Source organism: Treponema zioleckii (assembly GCF_014737315.1).
Taxonomy (GTDB): domain Bacteria; phylum Spirochaetota; class Spirochaetia; order Treponematales; family Treponemataceae; genus Treponema_D; species Treponema_D zioleckii.
In genome coordinates this window covers 26,212-47,605 of record NZ_JPUF01000022.1, presented here as the reverse complement: position 1 = coordinate 47,605, position 21,394 = coordinate 26,212, and the positions used below count along the sequence as shown (strand labels likewise).

Here is a 21,394-nt window from a genome sequence, read left to right as displayed (position 1 = left end):
CCCCACACATTAGGAAGAGTTTAATGAAAGAAAATGAAAAAGATTCAGCTTCCCTCGAAAATTCAAGAGAAGCAAAAAAAGATTTGTCGCTAAAAATAGCCTCAAAAGCATACTCAAGAAAATTCAAGAAAGCAAATCCCGGACCGTTTTACGGTTGGCCAATGGGACTTTGGTTCTCGATTTTCTTTGTAGTTCCGCTGGTAATCATCGTGGCGTATTCTTTTATGAAAAGAGATATGTTCGGCGGCGTAGTGCATCAGTTCTCGCTCGACGCATACAAGCAGATGTTTTCGGCGGCATACGGATTTATTTTTTGGCGAACACTGTGGATGACTGTCGTTTCAACGCTCATCACCATTGCGATTGCGCTTCCTTGTGGCTACGCAATTGCACGAAGCCGTCACCAGACGATTCTTTTGATTCTGGTAATCGTTCCGTTCCTCACAAACTCGCTCATCCGCATTTTTGCGTGGATGTCGATTCTCGGCGAAGACGGACTCTTGAACACGGTCTGCGGATTTTTTGCCAAAATCTGCTTTTTTGTAACGGGAAATTCTGATGCAGTTTTTACTCCGAATCAGTTTATGTACACAAAATTCGCGGTAATCCTCGTAAGTGTATACATGTACTTGCCTTACGCAATTCTTCCGATTTTTACGTCGGTTGACCGATTCGACTTTACGTTGCTTGAAGCGGCACGGGACTTGGGCGCGACAAAACTCGGCTCAATCTACCGCATAATGATTCCCGGAATCAAATCTGGAATCATCAGCGCACTGATTTTTACGTTCATTCCGATTTTCGGAAACTACACCGTTCCGCAGCTCGTCGGCTCAACAGAAAGCTACATGCTCGGAAACATAATCATGGACCAGATTCAAAAAGCAAGGAATCTGCCTTTAGCATCGTCATTCAGCGTGGCTCTTACGGTTTTGAGTATGGCGGCGATTCTCTACATGATTTCTTCAGACAAAAACGAAGCAAAACTGAAGAAAATGAAGAAAGATTAGCAAAAGGGATAGAATATGGATTTTTTAGTTTCTGTAATACTCGCACTTTTAAAGCGTAACCCGCTGAACAAAAATGAAGGAAACCGACATGCAAAACGTGACTGGAAAAAACGTGCTCCTGTATTCAGTTTTTCAAAGGCTGTTTTTGCGCTCGGACTCGCTTTTCTTTTTATTCCGCTGTTTGTAATCGTCTTCTACTCGTTCAACAGCTCTGAAGGCTCGCAATTTACAGGCTTCTCGTTCCGGTGGTATGAAGAACTTTTCTTAAAATCCGGAAAACTCTGGAAATCGCTTTTGTACAGCGGAATCGTGGCACTCGCCTCCGCGTTGATTTCTACGGTTCTCGGAAGCCTTGCCGCAATCGGAATCAGCTGGTACAAATTCTTCGGAAAGAACTACATTCAGTCAATCAGCTTTTTGCCGATGGTTCTCCCGGAAGTAATTATGGGTGTTTCGCTTTTGATTTTCTTGAGCGGAATCCACATGAATCTCGGAATTACGACGATTATAATCGCGCACACAACGTTCTGTCTTCCATTCGTTTATCTTATGGTAAGCTCGCGCGTTGACGAATTTGACTATTCGATAATCGAAGCTGCCTACGATTTGGGCGCGAACGAAAAGCAGACTTTACTCCACGTGATTCTCCCGGCAATTGCCCCAGGAATCATCTCCGGATTTATGATGAGCGTTACAATGTCTATCGAAGATTTCGTAATCACCTCGCTCGTAAACGGAAACATCGAGACGTTGCCTATTTCGGTTTACAACATGATTAGGCACGGTGTAAGCCCGGTAATCAATTCACTTTCATTCATTTTGATTCTTTTTATTCTGCTTCTTGCGATTGTTCTCAGAAAGAGTTTAAAAAGTTTTGCAGCTGCAAAATAATGCATTGACTTCGCTCAGCCACCTGAGGATTTCGATTGCAAACAGGGACACAATTTTTTTAATTTATTTTAATAGAGGAAAATTTTATGAAAATCACAGCAAAAATTGTACTTGCCTTAGCAGGTCTTATTGCAGGACTCGGTTTTGTTTCTTGCGACAACAAAAAAACTTTGAATCTTTACACTTGGACTTACTACACACCAACGGACGTTGTAGAAGCATTTGAAAAAGAATTCGACTGTAAGGTTATCGTAACGGAATATGATTCAAATGAAACCATGTTCAACAAGCTCAACAACGGCGGGGCAAAAAGTTTTGACATCGTTGTGCCTTCACAGGACTACGTTTCTATTATGATGGCAAAAGGAATGCTCCAGCCAATCGTGCAGGAAAAATTCACGAACCGAAGCAAAATCAACCCGAAAATTCTTGAAAAAACAACTTACGACCCGGATATGACTTATGCGGTTCCGTACTATTTTGGCGCGGCCGGAATCGCTGTTAACAAGAAAAAGGTTCCTAACGGAAATTACGACCGCTCATGGGCGATTTTTGCAGACCCACAGTTCAAAGGTCACGCGAGCATGATGGACGACTACCGCGAAGTAATCGGTGACGCGCTCGCTCACAACGGTTACAGCGTTTCAACTTTGAACGAGGCTGAGATTAACACGGCAGTTGATATGATTAAAAACGAATGGCTCCCGAACATCGTAAAATTCGATGCAGAGGGATTCGGAAAAGACTTTGCCCGCGGAGACCTCTGGCTCTGCCACGGATATGCGGAAGTTGTTTACGGAGAAGTTCCAGAAGCTGAATGGAAAGACACGATTGACTTTTTTATTCCACAGGAAGGCGGAGCTTGCTACGTTGACAGCATGTGCATCTTAAAGGATTCGAAAAATGCCGAACTCGCAACAGAATTCATCAACTTTATCCACCGACCAGAAAACTATGCGAAATTCCTAGACTTTTTCAACTTTCCTTGCTACGTGAACCTTGAGGCTCAGCAGTACATGACGACGACACCTCTCTACGAGGCTAGCCAGATGGACAACTGCGAATTGAAGATGGACATTGGCGAAACTTTGGCAAAATACTACGAATTGTGGGAAAAGCTGAGAATCAGTAAATAGCCAAAAATCACTTGAGACTGCGGCAAAACTGTCGCAGTTTTTTTATAGTAAATTAGGTAAGAAAAAAATACGCTTTTATGCAGATTTCGTTATTTTGTGTCCAAAAATCGAACATTTACAATGCACACAAAAAAGAATATATTAAAAAGCGTTTAAAAACTGGGAAAGTTTTTTATTAAGCATATTTTTTAGGAGTCTTAAAAATGGCAGACATTTATGACACATTCCGTGACATCGGTATTATTCCTGTTGTCGCAATCGAAGATGCTTCAAAAGCAGCAGACTTGGCACACGCTCTCGTAAAGGGCGGACTTCCGGCTTCTGAGGTTACATTCCGCACAGCTTGCGCGGCTGAAGCTATTGAAGCAATGATTAAAGCAGAGCCAAATATGCTCGTTGGAGCTGGAACTGTTTTGAACGTTGAGCAGGCAGAAAAAGCTGTAAAAGCTGGTGCTAAATTCATCGTTAGCCCAGGATACAACCCAGACGTAGTTGACTGGTGCTTGAAGAACAACGTTCCAACAATGCCAGGAATCTCAAATCCTTCTGAAATCACAGCTTGTATCAACAAGGGCGTTACACACCTCAAACTGTTCCCTGCAGAGCGCAAGGGCGGATACAAAATCATTGACGACTTCGGCGGACCTTTCCCACAGTGTACTTTCATGCCAACAGGTGGCGTTACAACTGAGAACGTTGGCGAGTACGCAAAACGCAAGAACATTCTCTGTATGGGCGGAACCTGGATGGTTAAAAAACCACTCATCGAAGGATGCAAATGGGACGAAATCACTCAGATTTGTAAAGACGCTGTAAAAGCAATGCACAACTTCCACATCGATCACATGGGAATCAACGCAAAGAACGAAGCTGAGGCAAAAGAAATCGCAGCACAGTTCGAGCTTTTCGGTTTCGCTTCAAAATTCGGAAACTCTTCAATCTTCGCTTCAGAGCAGGTTGAGATTATGAAAGAGAACGGACGCGGAACTCACGGTCACATCTCTATGGTTTGCAACAACGTAGAGCGCGCACTCGCTTATCTTAAACCATACGGATTCAATCCAGTTGCTGGAACAGAAAAATGGATGGGAAAAGAAGGCGCTTCTCCACTCAAGGTTGTTTACCTCGACAAAGAAGTTGGCGGCTTCGCTATCCACTTGAAGAGAGCATAAGCGCTCGCGGAACTAAGCTCCACGACTCAATAAATAATTCGTAATGCATAATTATGGGCACGGGAAATCGGCTTTCAGTTTTTAAGTTGGTTTTGCCGTGCCTGTATTTTTTTTCAAATGACTTTTTTTAAATCACTTTTTTTATTTACTCCATTAATTTTGCAACTACAACCTATTTTTTCGCTTTCAGATTCAGATTCTAACAGTCAGGAGATGGAAAATTTTTATTCTGAAAAAACTGCCGAACCAGAAATAAAGAACACAGATATTTCCTTTGATTTTGGCGTTATGAGCGATGCAATAAAACACAACGGTTTTGGGTTTGGAATAAAAGGTGAATATTTGTTTACCAGATTTTTTTCGATTAACGGAGGTTTTAGCCATTCTGCGCTTTTCTCGGAATCTGGAGATGCCGTTTATACAACGGAAACAGTCAGCATGAATCTTTATTGCTACCCTTTTGGACTTGGGCTGAACAAATATTTTTATTTTGGCGGAGGAAGTTCCACGGAATTTATTCAGCTTACAGGAGATGATTTTAGTGAAGAAAACAGCAAAAAAACTGCGATATTTCTGCAAGCCCAGGCAGGATGGAAGCAGCCGCTGAACAAGTACATCGGTTTAGAAGCATTTACGGGTTATAAAAAACTTTTGTACTCAGTAGATTTACCCAAAGACTGCGAACACCTTGTTGACCAAGGCTTTTTCTTCGGTTTGACAGTGAATTTTAACTTTGGAAACATTTACCGTGCAATAAAAAGCTATTTTCAGGAATAAAAAAAACTTCCTTACAATTTGAACTTTTTTTTCAGAATGTCATCATTCGCCATTCGTGTTATAATCAAGGCAAATCAGTTAAGCACAGTCATTATCGGAGGATTTTATGAAAAGATTTTTTATTGCAATTTTCCTTATTTTTATGGCATCAGCAATTTTCGCACAAAGCGGAAGTCCTTTAGATGCAAAAGCTCCATTGCAAACAGTGCAGAAGCAAACGATAAACAGTTCACAAATAAAAGTGATTGGTGACAAGGCAAATGCAGTTGAACTTGTAGCAGGAAATTACACATTACGGTCAAAAGAACTTCAACTCGTAATGACAATTGATTTTATAAAAAAAGCAAATTTTAACTACCTGCGCGGAACAATAAACTTTTATGACGAAGACCAATTCCAAATACCGTTTGAATTGTCTAGCACGCTATCTCTGTCTTCAAAAACAAACGACTTTGAGGCATTAAAAAATCTTCCAATCGGCGAAAAATTCACTTTACGTTTTGAACGAGATTTTAGCACAGGTTTAAATACTCCTAAAACAATTCAACAAATAATGGACTCAAAAATTGATACAGTTATTCTTCGATTAGATTAAGCAAACTGTCATTCTGAGCTTGTCTCAGAATCTACTATTTATTTGCTAACAAAGATGCCGTACCGTTTTTACGTTACGGCAGACAATTTTTACACCTACAAGCTTCAATGCAAATTCGATGAGCAAGATGCTGAAATAAATTCAACATGACGCAAAATGTTTTTTAGTTTTTAATGGGCTTATCTTAAAAATGCGGGAGCGCAAAAAAAACCGGAGCAAAAAGCTCCGGTTTTGCAAAAGCAATTTTCAGTTCGGCATGCCAAATTATTTTTCCGACAAATCAACCAAAGTCGTTACAGGAATCGGGGCAAGTGCGTCAGTGTAGTTCAATTCCGGGATTCCGATTACGCCGAAGAATTCCATTACGTGCGCGCCACCTTGCTCAATCAGGTTGCGGCTGGCATTGAGAGTACCGCCAGTTGCGATAAGGTCGTCAATAACAAGGTAATTTTTACCTTTCTCAATGTCGGTTTTGTGAGCTTCAATTGTAGCCTCACCATATTCGAGCGAATAACTTGCGCTGTAAACGTCTCCAGGGAGCTTTCCTTTTTTACGAATCAAAACAAGCGGAATACCAAGTTTTTCTGCCAGCGGCGCAGCGAACAAAAATCCGCGTGACTCAACAGCCGCAATTGCATCAGGCTTTTTTGCTGAATAAATCTCGACCATGCGGTCAATGCAGTGCTTGAAAGCCGGCGGATTTGTAAAAATGCTAGTAACATCAAAAAATAAAATGCCAGGCTTCGGAAAGTCAGGCACACGGCGAATAGCCTTGTCCAAGATTTCATCTTTGTTCATAACGAGTCATTTTAACATTTTGAATGATAACAGTCCATTAGTTCAGCAAAATAAAACACGAACTATTTGCGAACAGTTCTTATGCTGCCCATCTGCAATCGCTTTTCTCGCGTGTCCTCAAGAATCGCTTTTAGAGTCTCACTGTCCTTGTCGCGGATTGCACGCTTAAAAATGTCCATCTGCTTTTCAAAATTTTCGATATGCTCCACGAGTTTTTCTTTGTTCGAAATAAAAAGTTCTGTCCAAAGAGGCGCGTTAATCATCGCGATTCTCGTCAAATCTTCGAACGAACCTCCTCCGAATGCCGTAATTTCTGGGTCCTGGGCGCTTTCGACCAGCGCGCTCGCAATAACGTGGCAAAGTTGGCTCGTAAAACCGATTTTGTAGTCGTGAGTGTCGCAGGAAGTTTCGGTGATTCTTGAAAAACCTATTTCGGCAATAAAATCACGCATTAAATCAAGATTCTCTTTTTTGTTAAAACTCTGTTCGCAAAGAATATAGTTGTGGTTTATAAAAAATTCCGCTTTGGAATTCACGTATCCTTCTTTCTCACCGCCCGCCATTGGATGTCCGATTATAAAATCAACGTCATCACGCAAAATCGACGGAAGTTCCTTTTCAAAAATTCCTTTTACGCCGGAAATGTCCGTAACAATCGCGCCGCTCTTAAAAAATTGCTTGTTCTCCTTCAAAAAATCGAGGGTCGCATGGGGATAAAGGCATACGTAAAGCAAATCGCATTTTGGGAGCATTTCCTGCACGCGCTCAGTCGTAAAAGTCTCATCAACAACGCCGTCCGCACGGGCCTGAATAAGACACGCAGTGCTTCTGTTGCAGGCAAGGATTTTTCCGGAAGCATCGCTTCGGCACAAAATGTTCTGACGAATCGCCTTGGCAATCGACCCACCCATAATTCCAAGACCAACAATTCCATAAGTCAAATCTTTTAGATTACGCATACGAATCTCCATTTTTAAAGACAGAATTTTAATAGCAAAACTATAGCATAAAATTAAATATATGTTCAGAAAAAAATGTCATTTCTTAAATTCTATGTTAAAATATTCTTTATGGAGACGACAAAGGTTGAAGACTTGCCGACAATTGAGCAAGAAATCGCGAACCTCAGAAAAATTAATTCCACTCTACTACTCTGCATCAATATGCTGTATGAAAACAGTGATACAGAAAAAGCTATTCATAATCTATTACGCATTGTTGCAGAATACCACGACGCCGACAGGGCCTATATTTTTGAATTCAACGAAAATTTAACATTTGCCAGCTCGACCTACGAATGGTGCAATGAAAACATACAAACCAGAAAATCTCAAAGGCAAAATCTTCCCATCTCAACAATGAACTACTGGCTCAAACTTTTTGAGGAAAAAGGCGAAGTTCACATAAATTCAGTCGCTGATGAACTTCCAAGCTACACAGAAGAGTATAAAATACTTACGCATCTAAAAATTGAATCGACTTTTGAAGTTCCATTTTACGAACCAACGGGACTTGTGGGATTTTTGGGAGTGGACAATCCTAAGCAAAACCGGGATTCCACAATTCTTTTAAAATCGGTGGCGACTTTTGCACTGAACGACATTCGAAGGCGAAAGTACATGAACCAACTTTACGAGCTGAGCTATTCCGACAGGCTGACAGGCCTATTGAACAGGCACGCATACATTGAAGAAGTAAAAAATCTTGAATCCACCACAAACGAGCTAGGCATAATCTTTACCGACATAAACGGACTAAAATTCACGAACGACAACTTTGGACACGAAAAAGGTGATGAACTGATTTTGAACACTGCGAATGTTCTAAAAAGTGTGTTCGGAAAAAACAAGAATTCAACAATCTACCGAATCGGCGGCGACGAGTTCGTAATTTTCTGCAAAAATCAAGATGCAAAGCAATTCTTAAAAAAAGTTGATGAATTAAAAATTGCCCAATCTCTAATAAAAAAAGACTGCAAAATGAATCTTTCCATCGGCTCTGTATGGCTTTCGGGTGACGTACAAACTGAACGCAAAATCGAAAAAGCCGTTTCCAGAGCCGACAAACTCATGTACGAAGACAAAGAACGCTACTACAAATCTACCTGCGCCCAAAAGCTTCGAGATTTGCAAGCCCGCGTTTAAACTGCGGAATTCTTGCCTGCGCCGTTACATCAATCGGACTTCTGTCACCGCGTTTCAAGAAATGGTAAGCCACGCCCGCAATCATCGCTCCATTGTCGCCGCACAATTTTAACGGCGGGAAGATACAATTAAGTTCTTTATGCTCTGCAAGCATTGCCCTAAGTCTTGAATTTGCGGCAACTCCGCCGCCCGCAACGACTGTCGTAAGCCCAGTGTCTTCAACAGCACGGAAAAGCCTGCTCAAAATCGTTTTACATGCAGTTTCCTGGAATGCCGCACAAATATTTTCGTTGGTCTTCTCGTAGCCTTTTTTAAGGAACATGTCGGCCTGATGAATTACGGCAGTCTTTAATCCGCTAAAAGACACGTCGTAGCGGTGGTCATCGCCCTTGTCAAGTTTTGGAACAGGAAAACTGAATGACTTTGGATCCCCGTTCTGAGCCAGACGGTCAATCACCACGCCTCCTGGATAGCCCAATCCGTAAAATTTAGAAACTTTATCAAAAGCCTCTCCAACAGAATCGTCAATTGTCGTTCCGAGAACTTCAAGGTCATCAAAACCATTCACTTTCGCAATAATCGAGTGTCCGCCAGAAACTAGAAGTCCCAGGTAAGGATATTCAATATCATTCTCAAGGTGAGCCGCATACATGTGACCAAGCATGTGATTTATTGCGATAAAAGGTTTGTTCAGCGACCACGCGAGTGTTTTTCCGAACGTAAGACCAACCAAAAGACTTCCCATAAGACCGGGCCGATTCGTAGCCGCAATCGCGTCAACGTCGGCAAGAGTCATATCAGCCTCTTTTAGAGCCTGCCGCACGACCGGCAAAATCCACTCGGCATGTTTGCGGCTTGCAATCTCCGGAACAACGCCCTTAAAAATCTGATGAAAAGGAATCTGCGTTGCAACAACGTTACTTATAATTTTCTTTCCGTCCTCAACAATGGCACAAGCCGTTTCGTCGCAGGAACTTTCTATACCTAAAACTTTCATAAAAACACCTCATCTTAGCGAAGCGTGCTCGGAGTCGCAAATTTATATCCGGCCGCTTTCAAATACGGATACATTTCGTTTAGCAAATCCGGAAGAATATTTACGCTCTTATCCACGTGTCCGATTACTATAGCACTTCCGCGCCGGTTTGCGTAGTTCAAAGTTTCATAAATTCTCTCAAGCATTTTTTCCCGACTAATTTCGTTATCAATGTACGGGCCAGCTTTCTCATAGATTCTCATTCCCCTTGCAGCAGCGGCACTCGGAGCCTTTGTTTCCGCGGTAGTGCGCGAATCAAGAAAATAAATGCCCTTTTCGCGGCAAACGTCAAGAACAGTGCCGATTCTAAGTTCGTCAGCAGTAATTAACGAACCTTCGTGGTTGTTAAGACCTTTAACCCCGCTTCCAAGCTCTTCAAGATTCTCGTTCAAAATCTGAATGATTTCCGCACTCGACATTTCGCCGCGTATCGCCCCCGGTCCAGGATCCAGGCTAAGCTTTTGAGACTGCATTGGCTGATGAAGAATCATCTCCTTGCCGGACTTTCGGATTACGTCCGCACACTGACGGGTCTGCGGCAATTTTGGAAGAACTGCAATCGTAATCGGGAACGGCAAATCCGTGTATTTTTTAGTGTTAGCGGCACTTCGCCCCGCGTCGTCAATCACGAACACGATTGTAGCCCCATTTTTTGCAGGCGGAATGTCAAACCTGCTCTTTGCAAGCTGATTCTGCGCCGCATCCTGTTTTGGGTGCGTCAAGGAAGCAACTTGCTTTTTAGGCTCAGCTCTATTTTCGTTTTTTGTGCTTGAAGCTGCCGATTTTTGATTTTTAAGTGACTCCATCTGCTTTTTGAGCCGTTCGTTTTCTTGCAAGAGTTTTTGATTTTCGCTAGAAACCTTGCTAGATTCACGGGAACTTTCTGTCTTTAATTTTCCGTTCTCGTTTTTTAGCGAAGCAATCTGACGCTTTAAACTTTCGTTGTCGTTCAAAAGTTTTTCGCTTTCGGCACCGATTTCGTTCTGCATCTCGCTCATTTGTTTTTTTAACCGAGCATTTTCTTGCGCAAGTTTTTGATTTTCAGAAGAAAATTTGTCGGACTCACGGGAACTCTCATTTTTAAGTTTTCCGTTCTCATTCTGAAGAGCCGAATTTTCACGCAAAAGCCGTTCGTATTCATTTCGGAGCGCAAGATTTTCTTCTTTCCATTTTGATTCTTGCTCCAAAAGTTCCTGCCTTTTTTTCTCTTCAATTTTCTGAATCTCAGCCTTTTGCATTTCAGCCTGAGCGATTCTTAAATCCTCAAGTTCCTGATTTTTTAAAGATTCCAAAATCGCTTCGTCTTTTTTTCGCTCCACGATTTCTGAATTTTCCGATTTTAAATCATCTTTTTTTTGAATCCACAAAACCGACTTTCGGCTTTTCTGAGTTCATTTCAACAACTTCACTGCGAGCCGATTCTTCCCGATTGTTAAAAATCACGCTCATCGCAATGCTCATAATACAAAGGAAGCAAATCGCCCCGGAAAGCATTACGACTTTTTTCATGGAAAGTTTTATTTTAGGAGCTTTAGGTTTTCTTTTTTTTGTGGCGCGGGATTTTGTGCCGACGGTTCTTGAAGTTTTTTTAGAAGTCCCTGCAGAAGATTTTGAGGGAGTTTTTTTTGATTCATTTTGTCCTGATATTTTTTTAGTAGCCATAGTCTATTTTTTATTTTCGACAAAAAAAAGCGGTAACGCAAGGGGATTAACGTTACCGCAGGACTTAAAAGCTGATATTTTTAGAAACTCTCTCTGTTTCTATGCGACGAAAGATTTTCGAAGTCGCTTTAATGCCCTTAATTCCATTTGGCGAACGGTTTCAGCCGAAACGCCAAGAGAAGAACTCAATTCTCGCAAAGTCGGCACATGCTGATTGCAATCAAAATTGAACCTTTCGTTGATTACGATACGCTCTTTTTCAGGAAGCGAGCCGAGCATCGTTTCAACAGATTTTTTCTCCTCATCAATCAAATAATTTGATTCTGGATTGTATCTCATGTCCGGCAAAAGGTCGCCGAAGGTTTCTCCGTTGTCATCGGAACACTCAACATCAATCGAAGTGAACGAATACGAATACGAAAGCACGTCCCGAAGCTCAAACTCGTTAACGCCAAGATATTCGGCAAGTTCCTCAACAGACGGCTCAAAACCATATTTTTGCATAAAAGTAACCTTTCCGTTTTTGGCGGTGCGTAATATTTCTTCTTTTCGGTGCGGAAGTTCGATTATCGATGTTTTGTTGTGAACGAACCGAAGCATATACTGAAAAATCCAAGTGTACGCATAGGTAGAAAATTTTGTATTAAATGAAGCTGAAAATTTCTGTGCGGCAGCCATCAATCCAAGATTTCCTTCCTGAATCAAATCCATTACAGAAAACTTATAAGACATGGTGAATTTTTTTGCCACACTAACCACCAGACGCAAATTGGCTTTTATAAGCCGATCCAATGCCATCTGATTTCCGTGCTGAATTTGTTCGGCAAGTTCAGATTCCTGAGCCTGAGTCAAAAGCGAATACCCTCTAATTTCCTTCAAGTAGTTTTCGTACAAATCCATTTTTATAGTCTCCAAATAAGCAATGCTGATTTTTAAGTCATTTTTCAGAAATTAAACTTCTTGGAAATGACCAAAAACCTTTATTTTTTTTTATACTACTTTTTATCTGAATATCTATTAGCAATATACGTGCCAACTTTTTATTTTTTGAGTTTTTTTTAATAAAATTTTCAACATTTTTTCAGAAAGAAATGATAAAACATTATATTATTTAGACTTACAAAATCGTTATTTTGTATAACACAAAAAAAAGAAATTTCAAGGATTTTTGAAAAAAATTTCAAACTGTATAAAAAATCATACATTAATATTAATTTAAGAATTTACCGTGTATTTTTCTGCACACCCCGCCCTTACCTGTCTACTTTTATGCACTCCCCTAAAAGCCGCTTTAAAGCTATAGTAAAGCAATCTTTTAATCAGGAGAAAAAAATGTTTGTAACTTGTTTGGACATGGAAGGTGTTGTTGCACCTGAGATTTGGATTGAGTTTTCTAAAGTTTCGGGAATTTCTGAGCTAAAACGCACAACCCGCGACGAGCCGGATTATGACAAATTGATGCAGTGGAGAATCGGGATTTTGAAAGAACACGGTCTTACTCTCAAAGACATTCAGAACACGATTGCAAAAATAGACCCGCTGCCGGGCGCAAAAGAATTTTTGGACGAGCTTCGCTCCATGAGCCAGACAATCATTTTGAGCGACACTTTTGAAGAATTCGCTTCACCGCTCATCAAAAAAATGGGAATGCCGACGATTTTCTGCAATTCGCTCGAAGTTGATGAAAAGGGATTTATCGTCCGCCACAAAATGCGCTGCCCGCAGTCAAAACTTACGACCGTAAAGGCGTTGCAGTCAATCGGCTACGAGACAATCGCATTCGGCGACAGCTACAACGACCTCGGTATGATTCAGGCAAGCAAAGCCGGATTTTTGTTCCGCACAACCGACAAAATCAAGGCTGATTACCCGAACATTCCGACTTTTACAGAATACGATGAACTTTTAAAGGCCATAAAGGAAGTTCTTAAAGCGTAACACGGAAGCGCTTCAAATTTAACTTTGAAACTTAAAATTCCAGTTTAGCGCTTCCCCGGAGTTTTCTAACGAAAATTCCATTGCTTCTTAGTTTAAGTTTAAAAAAAAATCGGTCATTTTGAATGGCAAAATGACCGAACTCAGAAAGGTGATTTTGACGGCTCCGAGCTATTGGCTCTGTCAAAATCACCTTTTTTTGTTTATTTCGTTTTACTTAGACTTTTACAAAGCCGTTGTTGCAGGAACAACGTTCTTTGCATCTACAGGGTCATCGTCAATGAGCGTTGCGCCAGCCGCATACTGAATTGTTGGCTCAACCTCGCCTTTTGGAGTCCAGATTTTTCCGTTCGGAAGCTCATCAGGGTTCTTTCCGATTGGAGCGTTACTCAAAAGAAGCTTTAAGCGGTTAAGCTGATTAACTTCAGAGGCACCTGGGTCATAGTCAATCGCACTGATGTTCGAGCCCGGATACTTTTTGCGCAAAGCCTTAATCATACCCTTTCCGGTAATGTGGTTCGGCAAGCAGGCAAACGGCTGAATACAAGCGATTGAAGGAACACCTTCTTTGATAAGCTCAACCATTTCCGCGGTTAGGAACCAACCTTCACCAGAAATATTTCCAAGCTGAATAAGTCCGTCAACGCTCTTCATCATATCCCAAATTGAATTCGGAGCTTCAAAACGGCGGCTCTTTCGCAAACATTTCTTCATGTACGTTCTGTACAATTCAAGTGCCCAAACCGCAATCTTTCCGTTTCTGTCCTCAGATTTAGGGAAAGCAAGTTCCTTGTATCTGAAAGTACCGTCCGAGAACGTGTAGAAAAGGAAGTCCATCAAGTCTGGCATTACGCATTCCGCGCCCTCAGCCTCAATAACCTTAACGATGTTGTTGTTCGCAGTCGGATGGAATTTTACGAGAATCTCACCGACAACACCCACGCGAGGCTTCTTAACAGGAAGAATCGGAAGTCTGTCAAAGTCGCGGATAATCCCCTTAATCAATTTCTTGTACTTGAAGATTGAATTTGACTTCAGCATCTCCTCTGCACGAGCATTCCACTTTTCATAAAGTGCGTCCGCGCTGCCCGGTTTTGCTTCGTAAGGACGAACACGGTAAAGCACGCGCATGAGCAAATCGCCAATGAAGGCAGACATCATCGCCTTGTGAACCATTCCCGGCGTAAAGGTGAATCCAGGATTCTTCTCCAATCCAAGCGCGTTCAGAGAGATTACAGGAATATGTCCCCACCCCGCATCGTTCAACGCACGGCGAATAAATCCAATGTAGTTTGTCGCACGGCAACCGCCACCGGTCTGAGTAATCATCAGCGCAACTTTGTTCAAATCGTACTTGCCGGACTGCAAGGCCTCAATCATCTGCCCCGTAACCAAAATAGACGGGTAGCAGGCATCGTTGTTAACGAATTTAAGTCCAGTGTCAACGGCTTTAGGGTCAAGCGCGTCAAGAACAACAAAGTTGTAGCCCGAATACTGGAAAGCCTTCTGCAAAAGACGGAAGTGAATCGGACTCATCTGCGGAGCGAGAATCGTGTATTCGTGCTTCATTTCTTCCGTAAACACAACACGCTGGTAAGCCGCGCTCTTTCGAGTGACTTTCTTCGGATTTCGCATTCGAGCCTTTACAGCGGCAATCAGCGAGCGGATTCGGATTCGGACCGCACCGAGGTTAGAACCTTCGTCAATCTTTATGAGCGTGTACATTCGGCTCTTAGACTTCATAATCTCGTCAACCTGATCGGCAGTTACGGCATCAAGACCGCACCCGAACGAGGTGAGCTGAACAAGCTCCAAATTAGGCATTCCAGATACAAAGTTTGCCGCACGATAAAGTCGGTTATGGTAAGTCCACTGGTCAATGATTCGGAGAGGGCGCTCAACAGAACCAAGATGAGCTACTGAATCTTCCGTAAAGACGGCAATTCCAAGCCCGTGAATCATCTCTGGGATTCCGTGGTTAATCTCAGGGTCAAGGTGATAAGGACGACCTGCAAGAACGATACCGTTTCCGCCAGTGATTACAAGCTCTTCAAGAGCTTCCTCCGCCTTCTGCTGAACGTCGAACTTGAACTGCTCCTGCTCACGCCAGCCCGCATCAACCGCCTCAAAAACCTTGTCTTTCGCAATCTTCGGGAAGTGCTTGTGAATTTCCTCATAGAATCGCTCACGAAGACGTGGCAAATCATAAATCGGGAGGAACGGATTCATAAAATCAAGCGAGTCGTTCTCAGTGATGTTGTCCAAATTGTGTTTGAGGACTTCCGGGTACGAAGTTACGACAGGGCAATTGTAATGGTTTCCAGCTCCCTTATCCTCAATCTTCTCATAAGGAATACACGGATAGAAAATGAATTTGCATCCCATTTTGATAAGAGACTCAATATGACCGTGAGAAATCTTTGCAGGGTAGCAGACCGACTCAGACGGAATCGACTCCATTCCCCGCTCGTAAATCATGTGGCTTGAACGAGGACTGAGTTTTACCTGGAATCCGAGCTTCGTAAAAATCGTGAACCACATCGGGTAATTCTCGTACATGTTGAGAACGCGAGGGATTCCAACAGAACCGTTAGGAGCTTCCTCCGGTCTCAAAGGAACGTAATGCGTAAAGAGACGCTTGTACTTCCAGTCGAACAAGTTAGGAATCTCAAAGCCAGTGCTCTCGACACCAGTATTTTTCTTGTTGCTTCCGTCAACCACTTTTGCAGCGGAATCAGCATTCTGATTTTTGAGTGAGTGACGCTCAAGACCTTTCTCACAGCGGTTTCCGGTTATGAACTGACGAACCTCGCCCTCACCGCCGTTAATTCCAGCCGTGCGGAACGTGTTTATCGTAAGAAGACAGTTGTTCTGGCAGCCACCGCAGCGCGTAAGCTCAAGCTCAACCTTGAACGTTTCAAGTTGTTCGAGTGTCGCAATATTTGACACAATCTTCGGAGGAATCCAGCCCTTCTCCTGACCAGGCTTTGGAGCCGTAAGGTCGCACCACTGGTCGTAAGCGATGAGAGCCGAACCGTAAGCACCCATAAGACCTGCAACGTCCGGGCGGAATACGTCAACGCCAGCAATTTTTTCGAAGGCGCGAAGAACCGCGTCGTTGTAGAACGTACCGCCCTGAACAACGACTTTTGAACCGATTTCTGACGCACGACGAAGTTTTATAACTTTAAAGAGCGCATTTTTGATTACGGAATAAGAAAGTCCTGCCGAAATATCATCGATTGTCGCGCCTTCTTTCTGAGCCTGCTTTACGCGGCTGTTCATAAATACTGTACAGCGTGACCCCAAATCAACAGGCTTTTTAGCAAGAAGTGCCTTTTTAGAGAATTCTTTTATGTCGAGATTCATTGAATTCGCGAAGTTCGCGAGGAATGAACCACAACCTGCCGAACAGGCTTCATTGAGCTGAATCGAAGTGATTGCACCGTCCTTCATTCGGAGGCACTTCATGTCCTGACCGCCAATGTCCAAAAGGAACTCTACGCCCGGAACAAAGAACTCAGCCGCACGATAGTGAGTGATTGTCTCAACTTCACCGGCATCAACGCCTAAAGCCGCCTGAAAGAGTGCCTCGCCATAGCCCGTAGAAACCGCACGTGCAATATAAACGTCGCTCGGAAGAATCTTGTACAAATCTTTAAGAACACGAACGGCCAAATCAACAGGACTTCCGCCATTCACGTCGTAGAAATCCCAGAGGATTTCGCCCTGCTTATTGATAAGAACAGCCTTAGTCGTCGTAGAACCTGCATCGAGACCGAGGAAAACAGGCCCGTGTGTAGACTTTAAATCACCGCGTTTTGCAGTGTCTTTTGCATGACGCTCCCGGAACGCCTGCAAATCAGCCTCGTCCTTGAACAATGGTTCCAGACGCTGAACCTCGTTAAGCTCAGCCCCTTCAAGATGCGTAAGGCTTTCTTTGAATTCCTTAATCGTCTTGAATTCTTTTGGAGCCTCGCCAGAAAGCGGTTTTGCAACTTTGTCCGCAGAATAAGCCGAACCCGCCGCAACGAAAAGCTGGGAATTTTCAGGAACAATCGTAGCCTCAGGGGAAAGCTTTAAAGTCTCAACAAAACGCTGGCGAAGCTGCTCCAAAAAGTGAAGAGGTCCGCCCAAGAACGCCACGTTACCGCGAATCGGCTTACCGCAGGCAAGACCCGAAATTGTCTGGTTAACTACAGCCTGAAAAATCGAAGCCGCAATATCCTCTCGCCTAGCCCCCTCGTTGATGAGTGGCTGAACGTCTGTCTTCGCAAAAACACCGCACCGTGCCGCAATCGGATAAATCTGCTTATAAGTGCGTGCAAGCTCATTAAGACCTGGCGCATCAGTTTCAAGAAGGGCTGCCATTTGGTCTATGAACGCACCAGTACCGCCGGCACAAGTTCCGTTCATTCGCTGCTCAACACCACCGGTAAAATACGTGATTTTGGCATCTTCACCGCCAAGCTCGATTACAACGTCAGTCTGTGGAATTATTTTTTTAACGGCTGTTGTTGCCGCAACAACTTCCTGAATAAAAGGAATGTTAAGCCACTGAGAAACCGAAAGACCGCCTGAACCAGTCACTTTTACAGAAACAGGGTGGTCAGCACCGAGGGAACAAGTTTTCTCAACCTCTTCAAGTGCTTTTGTAACAACTGTAATAATTGTGTTTCGAATATCAGCACGGTGTCGCTGATAATCTCCGTAAATCATCTTGTCATTCTCGTCAAGACAAACAACTTTTACGGTTGTAGAACCAACGTCAATACCGATTCTAATTGGCATTACCGCCGGTTTGAATTTTAATGTAGATGCTTCCATAAATATCCCTTTATATAAGATACTCTCGCCAAGAGATTTTTTTTCTTTCTTTGAAGAACCGCCCCAAAATCCAATATTATGCCTTAAACGTGACAGTCCCCGCAATTCTATTCAGATTCTAAACTCTACTATATTACTAATATTGTTCAAATGATTCAACCGACAGTTATAAACACAAATTTTAGCACTGCAGGGATTTCAGCATTATTACAAGCAGATTAAAAAATCAGTGCTGTCGGTAGAGAAGACTTTTCACAAAAAAGATAGTTGAACGAAGTCGAAAGCAGAAAATTTATTTAACGTTCCCATACTAGCAGAATCAGTTGATTTTCTATATTATTTATGCTTGAAAATTTTTGTAGTTTTTGAGGAATTAAATGGACTTAATCAAAAAGCTTGATGAACTTGACAAGCGTTTTATTGAAGTAAGTGAGTTGGTTCAGGATCCAAATCTCGTAAAAGACCAGAAAAAATACAAGGACGTTATGCGCGAACACGGATTTCTTACAACCGTCCTTGAAGTTGGAAACGAATACCGAAAATGCCTTCAGGGAATTGAAGACGCAAAAATGATGATTACGGCCGAAGACGACCCAGAAATGAAGGAAATGGCTCGCGAGGAGCTTAAAGAACTTGAAGAAAAAGTTCCGCAGCTTGAAGAACAGATGAAGCTCAAGCTCATTCCGCCGGATCCGCTCGACGAAAAGAACATCATCCTTGAAATCCGCTCGGCAGCGGGTGGAGACGAGGCGAGCCTTTTCGTGCGCGACATGTGGGAAATGTACATTCACCTTTGCGAGCGCAAGGGCTGGAAATACGAGAACGTCGAAGCTCAGGAAACAGAGGTCGGAGGATTCAACAAAATCGTCACACAGATTCAGGGAAAATTCGTTTACGGAACGCTCCGCTGGGAAAGTGGCGTTCACCGCGTTCAGCGAGTTCCTGCAACAGAGTCTCAGGGACGCTTGCAGACTTCTACAGTTACGGTTGCAGTCTTGCCTGAAGCCGAGGAAGCAGACGTTAAAATCAATCCGGGAGACGTTCGCGTAGACGTAATGCGCGCTGGCGGACCTGGCGGACAGTGTGTAAACACCACGGACTCTGCGGTTCGACTCACCCACATTCCAACGGGAATCGTCGTAATCCAACAGGACCAGAAATCTCAGATTAAGAACAAAGAAAAGGCATGGGAAGTTTTGCGTGCGCGATTGTTCGACTTTGAGCAGTCAAAACTTGACGCAGAGCGTTCTTCTGCCCGAAAGAGCATGGTCGGAAACGGTGACCGTTCTGAAAAAATCCGCACCTACAACTACCCGCAGGACCGCGTAACAGACCACCGAATCAACCTTTCGCTCCACAACCTCCCAAGCTTTATGATGGGAAACATGGACGAAATGCTCGACGCGTTGAACGTTTACGCTAAGGAAGAGGAATTCAAGGCACTGGATAATTAATTTGTCGCTATGAAGGCAGCCCTGACACATATGTGTCGGGGCTGTTTTTGTATGAGGAAAGGGGACAGTGATTTTTCAATTTTAATAGTCCTTTTTATGGGGGGAGAAGTTATAGCATAAAAAGCTAGGGGAGCATAGAGCATTAAAATATTGAAATAACTGCACTATTTTGCTTTTTAAATCTTGAAAAAACTGCACTATTTACATAAAATAATTTTGAAAAAGCTGCACTATTTTGTGTAAAAAATTTTGAAATAACTGCACTAAATGGAGGCTAGAATGTTCAGGCGAAAAGCAGAGGATGCTCTCAAAAACTGGAAAGAAAACCTTGCTCCAAACTATGCGGCTATTCTTGAAGGTGCAAGGCGCGTTGGAAAATCTACCATTGCAGAAGAATTCGCAAAATCAAATTATCGTTCCTATATAAAAATCGATTTTGCCAATATCACAACAGAAGTCGAAGATGTTTTCAAAGATATCGCAAGCCTCGACCGTTTTTTTTTGCGATTACAAACAGTCAGCGGAGTCACTTTATACAAGAGAGAATCTGTCATCATTTTTGACGAAATTCAGCTTTACCCGAAAGTTCGCCAGGCAATAAAATATCTGGTTTTAGACGGAAGATATGATTACATAGAAACAGGCTCGCTAATCAGCATAAAGAAAAATGTAAAGGATATAGTCATTCCGTCGGAAGAACATAAAATCCCAGTCTATCCTATGGATTATGAAGAATTTATGTGGGCGACAGGAAATGACACATATAACACTTTAAGAGACTTGTACAACCTTAACGAAGAAGTCGGCAATGGCACGAACCGCAAACTTATGAAAGATTTCCGCACATACATGGCTGTCGGAGGAATGCCCCAGGCCGTAAAAGCCTATGTTGACGGCAAAAACTTTTCTCAGATTGATTCAGTAAAAAGAGAAATCATAAATCTCTATGTCGATGATTTCAAAAAGATAGATTCATCAGGCCTGATTGGGAAAATGTACAAGTCAATTCCAAGTCAGCTGGCAACACACAAAAAAAGATATGTCATTTCGCAGGCAACACAAAAACGAAAAGTCGCAAAAGATCTGGAACGACTCTCGGATTTGCTTGATTCAAAAACCGTCATTCCATGTTACAACACATTGAATCCCAGCATTACGCTTTCCCTCACAAAAGATGAAGATACATTCAAATTGTACCTATCGGATGTCGGCTTGTTCACGACAATGCTGTTCGATTCGGAGCCGAAAACAGGAGAGAATATTTACAGCAAACTGCTTGGAGACAAACTTCCCGCCGACCTGGGCTATCTGTACGAAAACATGGTCGCCCAGATAATGAGGGCAACAGGCCGGGAGCTTTATTATCACACCTGGAACAAAGAAGAAAGCACCCATTCTTATGAAGTTGATTTCCTGATTCAGTCAGGCAAAAAAATAGTTCCGTTCGAGGTAAAATCTTCTTCAAGAAAAACACACGAATCAATAGATGCATTCAGCCAGAAATATGCGAAGTTTATCTCACACGCTTTTTTACTGTCGCAGAAAGATGTCGCTCAGGAGGATAATTTGCTCTTCAAGCCGGTTTGGATGCTGCCCTTTATTCTGGAGGAATTGTAGGTGGGGCTTACCGTCTGCCATGCGGCTGACGGTCGGGCTTTCCGCACTTCCGCTATCGCTCCATTGCTACGCTCACACAGTTCGCTTCGCAACGCCTGACGGCGGTGCTACAATCCCTAAGCCATAGGAGTATCATACAAAACTTGAAATTCTTCTGCAGTAGTTTTGCCAATCTCTTTTCCACAGCTTTTACAGTATAAAATCTCAGGGAAATCTGTCATTCTATTTCCCACTCCTGTGCATTCTACGACTTCAAGTTTTGCATTACAATAAGGACAAGTTATCTTTCTTTTCGTTTCTGTCATACATTTTTTCTCCACACACAAAAATTAACTCGCTC

The 21,394-nt window shown here is 42.7% G+C and carries 18 protein-coding genes; 10 read left to right on the top strand and 8 right to left on the bottom strand.

Annotation, left to right across the window (positions count from 1 at the left end; all coding sequences use genetic code 11):
* Positions 1 to 23 precede the first annotated feature (23 nt).
* From JI65_RS07565 to JI65_RS07540, 6 genes are all read left to right on the top strand, one after another.
* On the top strand, positions 24 to 1,010 hold the full coding sequence (locus JI65_RS07565; RefSeq protein ID WP_191014774.1) for an ABC transporter permease: 987 nt from the start codon (positions 24 to 26) through the stop codon (positions 1,008 to 1,010).
* A 15-nt stretch (positions 1,011 to 1,025) separates the two neighbouring features.
* Complete coding sequence (locus JI65_RS07560; RefSeq protein WP_191014773.1) at positions 1,026 to 1,901, top strand: ABC transporter permease; 876 nt, start codon at positions 1,026 to 1,028, stop codon at positions 1,899 to 1,901.
* 86 nt (positions 1,902 to 1,987) lie between these two features.
* Positions 1,988 to 3,037: an extracellular solute-binding protein gene (locus JI65_RS07555; RefSeq protein ID WP_191014772.1), complete on the top strand. Its 1,050-nt coding sequence runs from the start codon at positions 1,988 to 1,990 to the stop codon at positions 3,035 to 3,037.
* Between the two features lie 203 nt (positions 3,038 to 3,240).
* Positions 3,241 to 4,209, top strand: coding sequence for a bifunctional 4-hydroxy-2-oxoglutarate aldolase/2-dehydro-3-deoxy-phosphogluconate aldolase (gene eda, locus JI65_RS07550; RefSeq protein WP_191014771.1), 969 nt, complete (start codon positions 3,241 to 3,243; stop codon positions 4,207 to 4,209).
* A gap of 213 nt (positions 4,210 to 4,422) precedes the next feature.
* Positions 4,423 to 4,986 carry a porin family protein gene (locus JI65_RS07545; protein ID WP_191014770.1) on the top strand — a complete coding sequence of 188 codons (564 nt, stop codon included), beginning with the start codon at positions 4,423 to 4,425 and terminating at the stop codon, positions 4,984 to 4,986.
* A 106-nt stretch (positions 4,987 to 5,092) separates the two neighbouring features.
* Positions 5,093 to 5,581 (top strand): hypothetical protein, encoded by a 489-nt coding sequence (locus JI65_RS07540; RefSeq protein WP_191014769.1) that lies wholly within the window; start codon positions 5,093 to 5,095, stop codon positions 5,579 to 5,581.
* A 264-nt stretch (positions 5,582 to 5,845) separates the two neighbouring features.
* Here JI65_RS07540 and JI65_RS07535 read toward each other — a convergent pair whose 3' ends face one another.
* Both JI65_RS07535 and JI65_RS07530 read right to left on the bottom strand, forming a co-directional pair.
* Positions 5,846 to 6,379, bottom strand: a complete 534-nt coding sequence (locus JI65_RS07535; RefSeq protein WP_191014768.1) for an adenine phosphoribosyltransferase — start codon at positions 6,377 to 6,379, stop codon at positions 5,846 to 5,848.
* A 62-nt stretch (positions 6,380 to 6,441) separates the two neighbouring features.
* A complete protein-coding gene (locus JI65_RS07530; protein ID WP_191014767.1) occupies positions 6,442 to 7,338 on the bottom strand; it encodes a prephenate dehydrogenase in 897 nt (298 codons plus the stop codon).
* A 75-nt stretch (positions 7,339 to 7,413) separates the two neighbouring features.
* On the opposite strand from JI65_RS07530, the gene JI65_RS07525 reads away from it, so the two are divergent.
* Positions 7,414 to 8,523, top strand: coding sequence for a sensor domain-containing diguanylate cyclase (locus JI65_RS07525; protein ID WP_191014766.1), 1,110 nt, complete (start codon positions 7,414 to 7,416; stop codon positions 8,521 to 8,523).
* On the opposite strand, the gene tsaD is transcribed toward JI65_RS07525, so the two are convergent.
* From tsaD to JI65_RS07505, 4 genes are all read right to left on the bottom strand, one after another.
* Positions 8,480 to 9,520, bottom strand: a complete 1,041-nt coding sequence (gene tsaD, locus JI65_RS07520; protein WP_191014765.1) for a tRNA (adenosine(37)-N6)-threonylcarbamoyltransferase complex transferase subunit TsaD — start codon at positions 9,518 to 9,520, stop codon at positions 8,480 to 8,482. The two genes, JI65_RS07525 and tsaD, sit on opposite strands and share 44 nt — an antisense overlap.
* 14 nt (positions 9,521 to 9,534) lie before the next feature.
* On the bottom strand, positions 9,535 to 10,926 hold the full coding sequence (locus tag JI65_RS07515; protein ID WP_191014764.1) for a divergent polysaccharide deacetylase family protein: 1,392 nt from the start codon (positions 10,924 to 10,926) through the stop codon (positions 9,535 to 9,537).
* On the bottom strand, positions 10,904 to 11,221 hold the full coding sequence (locus tag JI65_RS07510; RefSeq protein WP_191014763.1) for a hypothetical protein: 318 nt from the start codon (positions 11,219 to 11,221) through the stop codon (positions 10,904 to 10,906). The genes JI65_RS07515 and JI65_RS07510 overlap by 23 nt, the downstream gene beginning before the upstream one ends.
* Positions 11,222 to 11,320: 99 nt before the next feature.
* Entirely contained in the window at positions 11,321 to 12,121 is an 801-nt protein-coding gene (locus tag JI65_RS07505) for a sigma-70 family RNA polymerase sigma factor (protein WP_191014762.1), read from the bottom strand.
* A 432-nt stretch (positions 12,122 to 12,553) separates the two neighbouring features.
* On the opposite strand from JI65_RS07505, the gene thrH reads away from it, so the two are divergent.
* Positions 12,554 to 13,159 carry a bifunctional phosphoserine phosphatase/homoserine phosphotransferase ThrH gene (thrH, locus tag JI65_RS07500; RefSeq protein ID WP_191014761.1) on the top strand — a complete coding sequence of 202 codons (606 nt, stop codon included), beginning with the start codon at positions 12,554 to 12,556 and terminating at the stop codon, positions 13,157 to 13,159.
* A 222-nt stretch (positions 13,160 to 13,381) separates the two neighbouring features.
* Here the strand turns inward: thrH and JI65_RS07495 are convergent, their stop codons facing one another.
* The gene (locus JI65_RS07495) at positions 13,382 to 17,983 is read right to left on the bottom strand and encodes a 2-hydroxyacyl-CoA dehydratase (protein ID WP_191014760.1); all 4,602 of its coding nucleotides are present in this window, start codon (positions 17,981 to 17,983) and stop codon (positions 13,382 to 13,384) included.
* Positions 17,984 to 18,360: 377 nt separating this feature from the next.
* Here JI65_RS07495 and prfA point away from each other — a divergent pair, with 377 nt between their 5' ends.
* Positions 18,361 to 19,437 carry a peptide chain release factor 1 gene (prfA, locus tag JI65_RS07490; RefSeq protein WP_191014759.1) on the top strand — a complete coding sequence of 359 codons (1,077 nt, stop codon included), beginning with the start codon at positions 18,361 to 18,363 and terminating at the stop codon, positions 19,435 to 19,437.
* Between the two features lie 279 nt (positions 19,438 to 19,716).
* Positions 19,717 to 21,054 carry an ATP-binding protein gene (locus tag JI65_RS07485; RefSeq protein ID WP_191014758.1) on the top strand — a complete coding sequence of 446 codons (1,338 nt, stop codon included), beginning with the start codon at positions 19,717 to 19,719 and terminating at the stop codon, positions 21,052 to 21,054.
* A 116-nt stretch (positions 21,055 to 21,170) separates the two neighbouring features.
* Here JI65_RS07485 and JI65_RS07480 read toward each other — a convergent pair whose 3' ends face one another.
* Positions 21,171 to 21,359, bottom strand: coding sequence for a hypothetical protein (locus JI65_RS07480; protein ID WP_191014757.1), 189 nt, complete (start codon positions 21,357 to 21,359; stop codon positions 21,171 to 21,173).
* Positions 21,360 to 21,394: the final 35 nt, after the last annotated feature.

What these genes read in the sequence shown, in the direction of transcription:
- JI65_RS07565 (WP_191014774.1), top strand. Translation starts at nt 24, where the DNA reads ATGAAAGAAAATGAAAAAGATTCAGCTTCCCTCGAAAATTCAAGAGAA.
- JI65_RS07560 (WP_191014773.1), top strand. Translation starts at nt 1,026, where the DNA reads ATGGATTTTTTAGTTTCTGTAATACTCGCACTTTTAAAGCGTAACCCG.
- JI65_RS07555 (WP_191014772.1), top strand. Translation starts at nt 1,988, where the DNA reads ATGAAAATCACAGCAAAAATTGTACTTGCCTTAGCAGGTCTTATTGCA.
- eda (WP_191014771.1), top strand. Translation starts at nt 3,241, where the DNA reads ATGGCAGACATTTATGACACATTCCGTGACATCGGTATTATTCCTGTT.
- JI65_RS07545 (WP_191014770.1), top strand. Translation starts at nt 4,423, where the DNA reads ATGGAAAATTTTTATTCTGAAAAAACTGCCGAACCAGAAATAAAGAAC.
- JI65_RS07540 (WP_191014769.1), top strand. Translation starts at nt 5,093, where the DNA reads ATGAAAAGATTTTTTATTGCAATTTTCCTTATTTTTATGGCATCAGCA.
- JI65_RS07535 (WP_191014768.1), bottom strand. Translation starts at nt 6,379, where the DNA reads ATGAACAAAGATGAAATCTTGGACAAGGCTATTCGCCGTGTGCCTGAC.
- JI65_RS07530 (WP_191014767.1), bottom strand. Translation starts at nt 7,338, where the DNA reads ATGCGTAATCTAAAAGATTTGACTTATGGAATTGTTGGTCTTGGAATT.
- JI65_RS07525 (WP_191014766.1), top strand. Translation starts at nt 7,414, where the DNA reads ATGTCATTTCTTAAATTCTATGTTAAAATATTCTTTATGGAGACGACA.
- tsaD (WP_191014765.1), bottom strand. Translation starts at nt 9,520, where the DNA reads ATGAAAGTTTTAGGTATAGAAAGTTCCTGCGACGAAACGGCTTGTGCC.
- JI65_RS07510 (WP_191014763.1), bottom strand. Translation starts at nt 11,221, where the DNA reads ATGGCTACTAAAAAAATATCAGGACAAAATGAATCAAAAAAAACTCCC.
- JI65_RS07505 (WP_191014762.1), bottom strand. Translation starts at nt 12,121, where the DNA reads ATGGATTTGTACGAAAACTACTTGAAGGAAATTAGAGGGTATTCGCTT.
- thrH (WP_191014761.1), top strand. Translation starts at nt 12,554, where the DNA reads ATGTTTGTAACTTGTTTGGACATGGAAGGTGTTGTTGCACCTGAGATT.
- JI65_RS07495 (WP_191014760.1), bottom strand. Translation starts at nt 17,983, where the DNA reads ATGGAAGCATCTACATTAAAATTCAAACCGGCGGTAATGCCAATTAGA.
- prfA (WP_191014759.1), top strand. Translation starts at nt 18,361, where the DNA reads ATGGACTTAATCAAAAAGCTTGATGAACTTGACAAGCGTTTTATTGAA.
- JI65_RS07485 (WP_191014758.1), top strand. Translation starts at nt 19,717, where the DNA reads ATGTTCAGGCGAAAAGCAGAGGATGCTCTCAAAAACTGGAAAGAAAAC.
- JI65_RS07480 (WP_191014757.1), bottom strand. Translation starts at nt 21,359, where the DNA reads ATGACAGAAACGAAAAGAAAGATAACTTGTCCTTATTGTAATGCAAAA.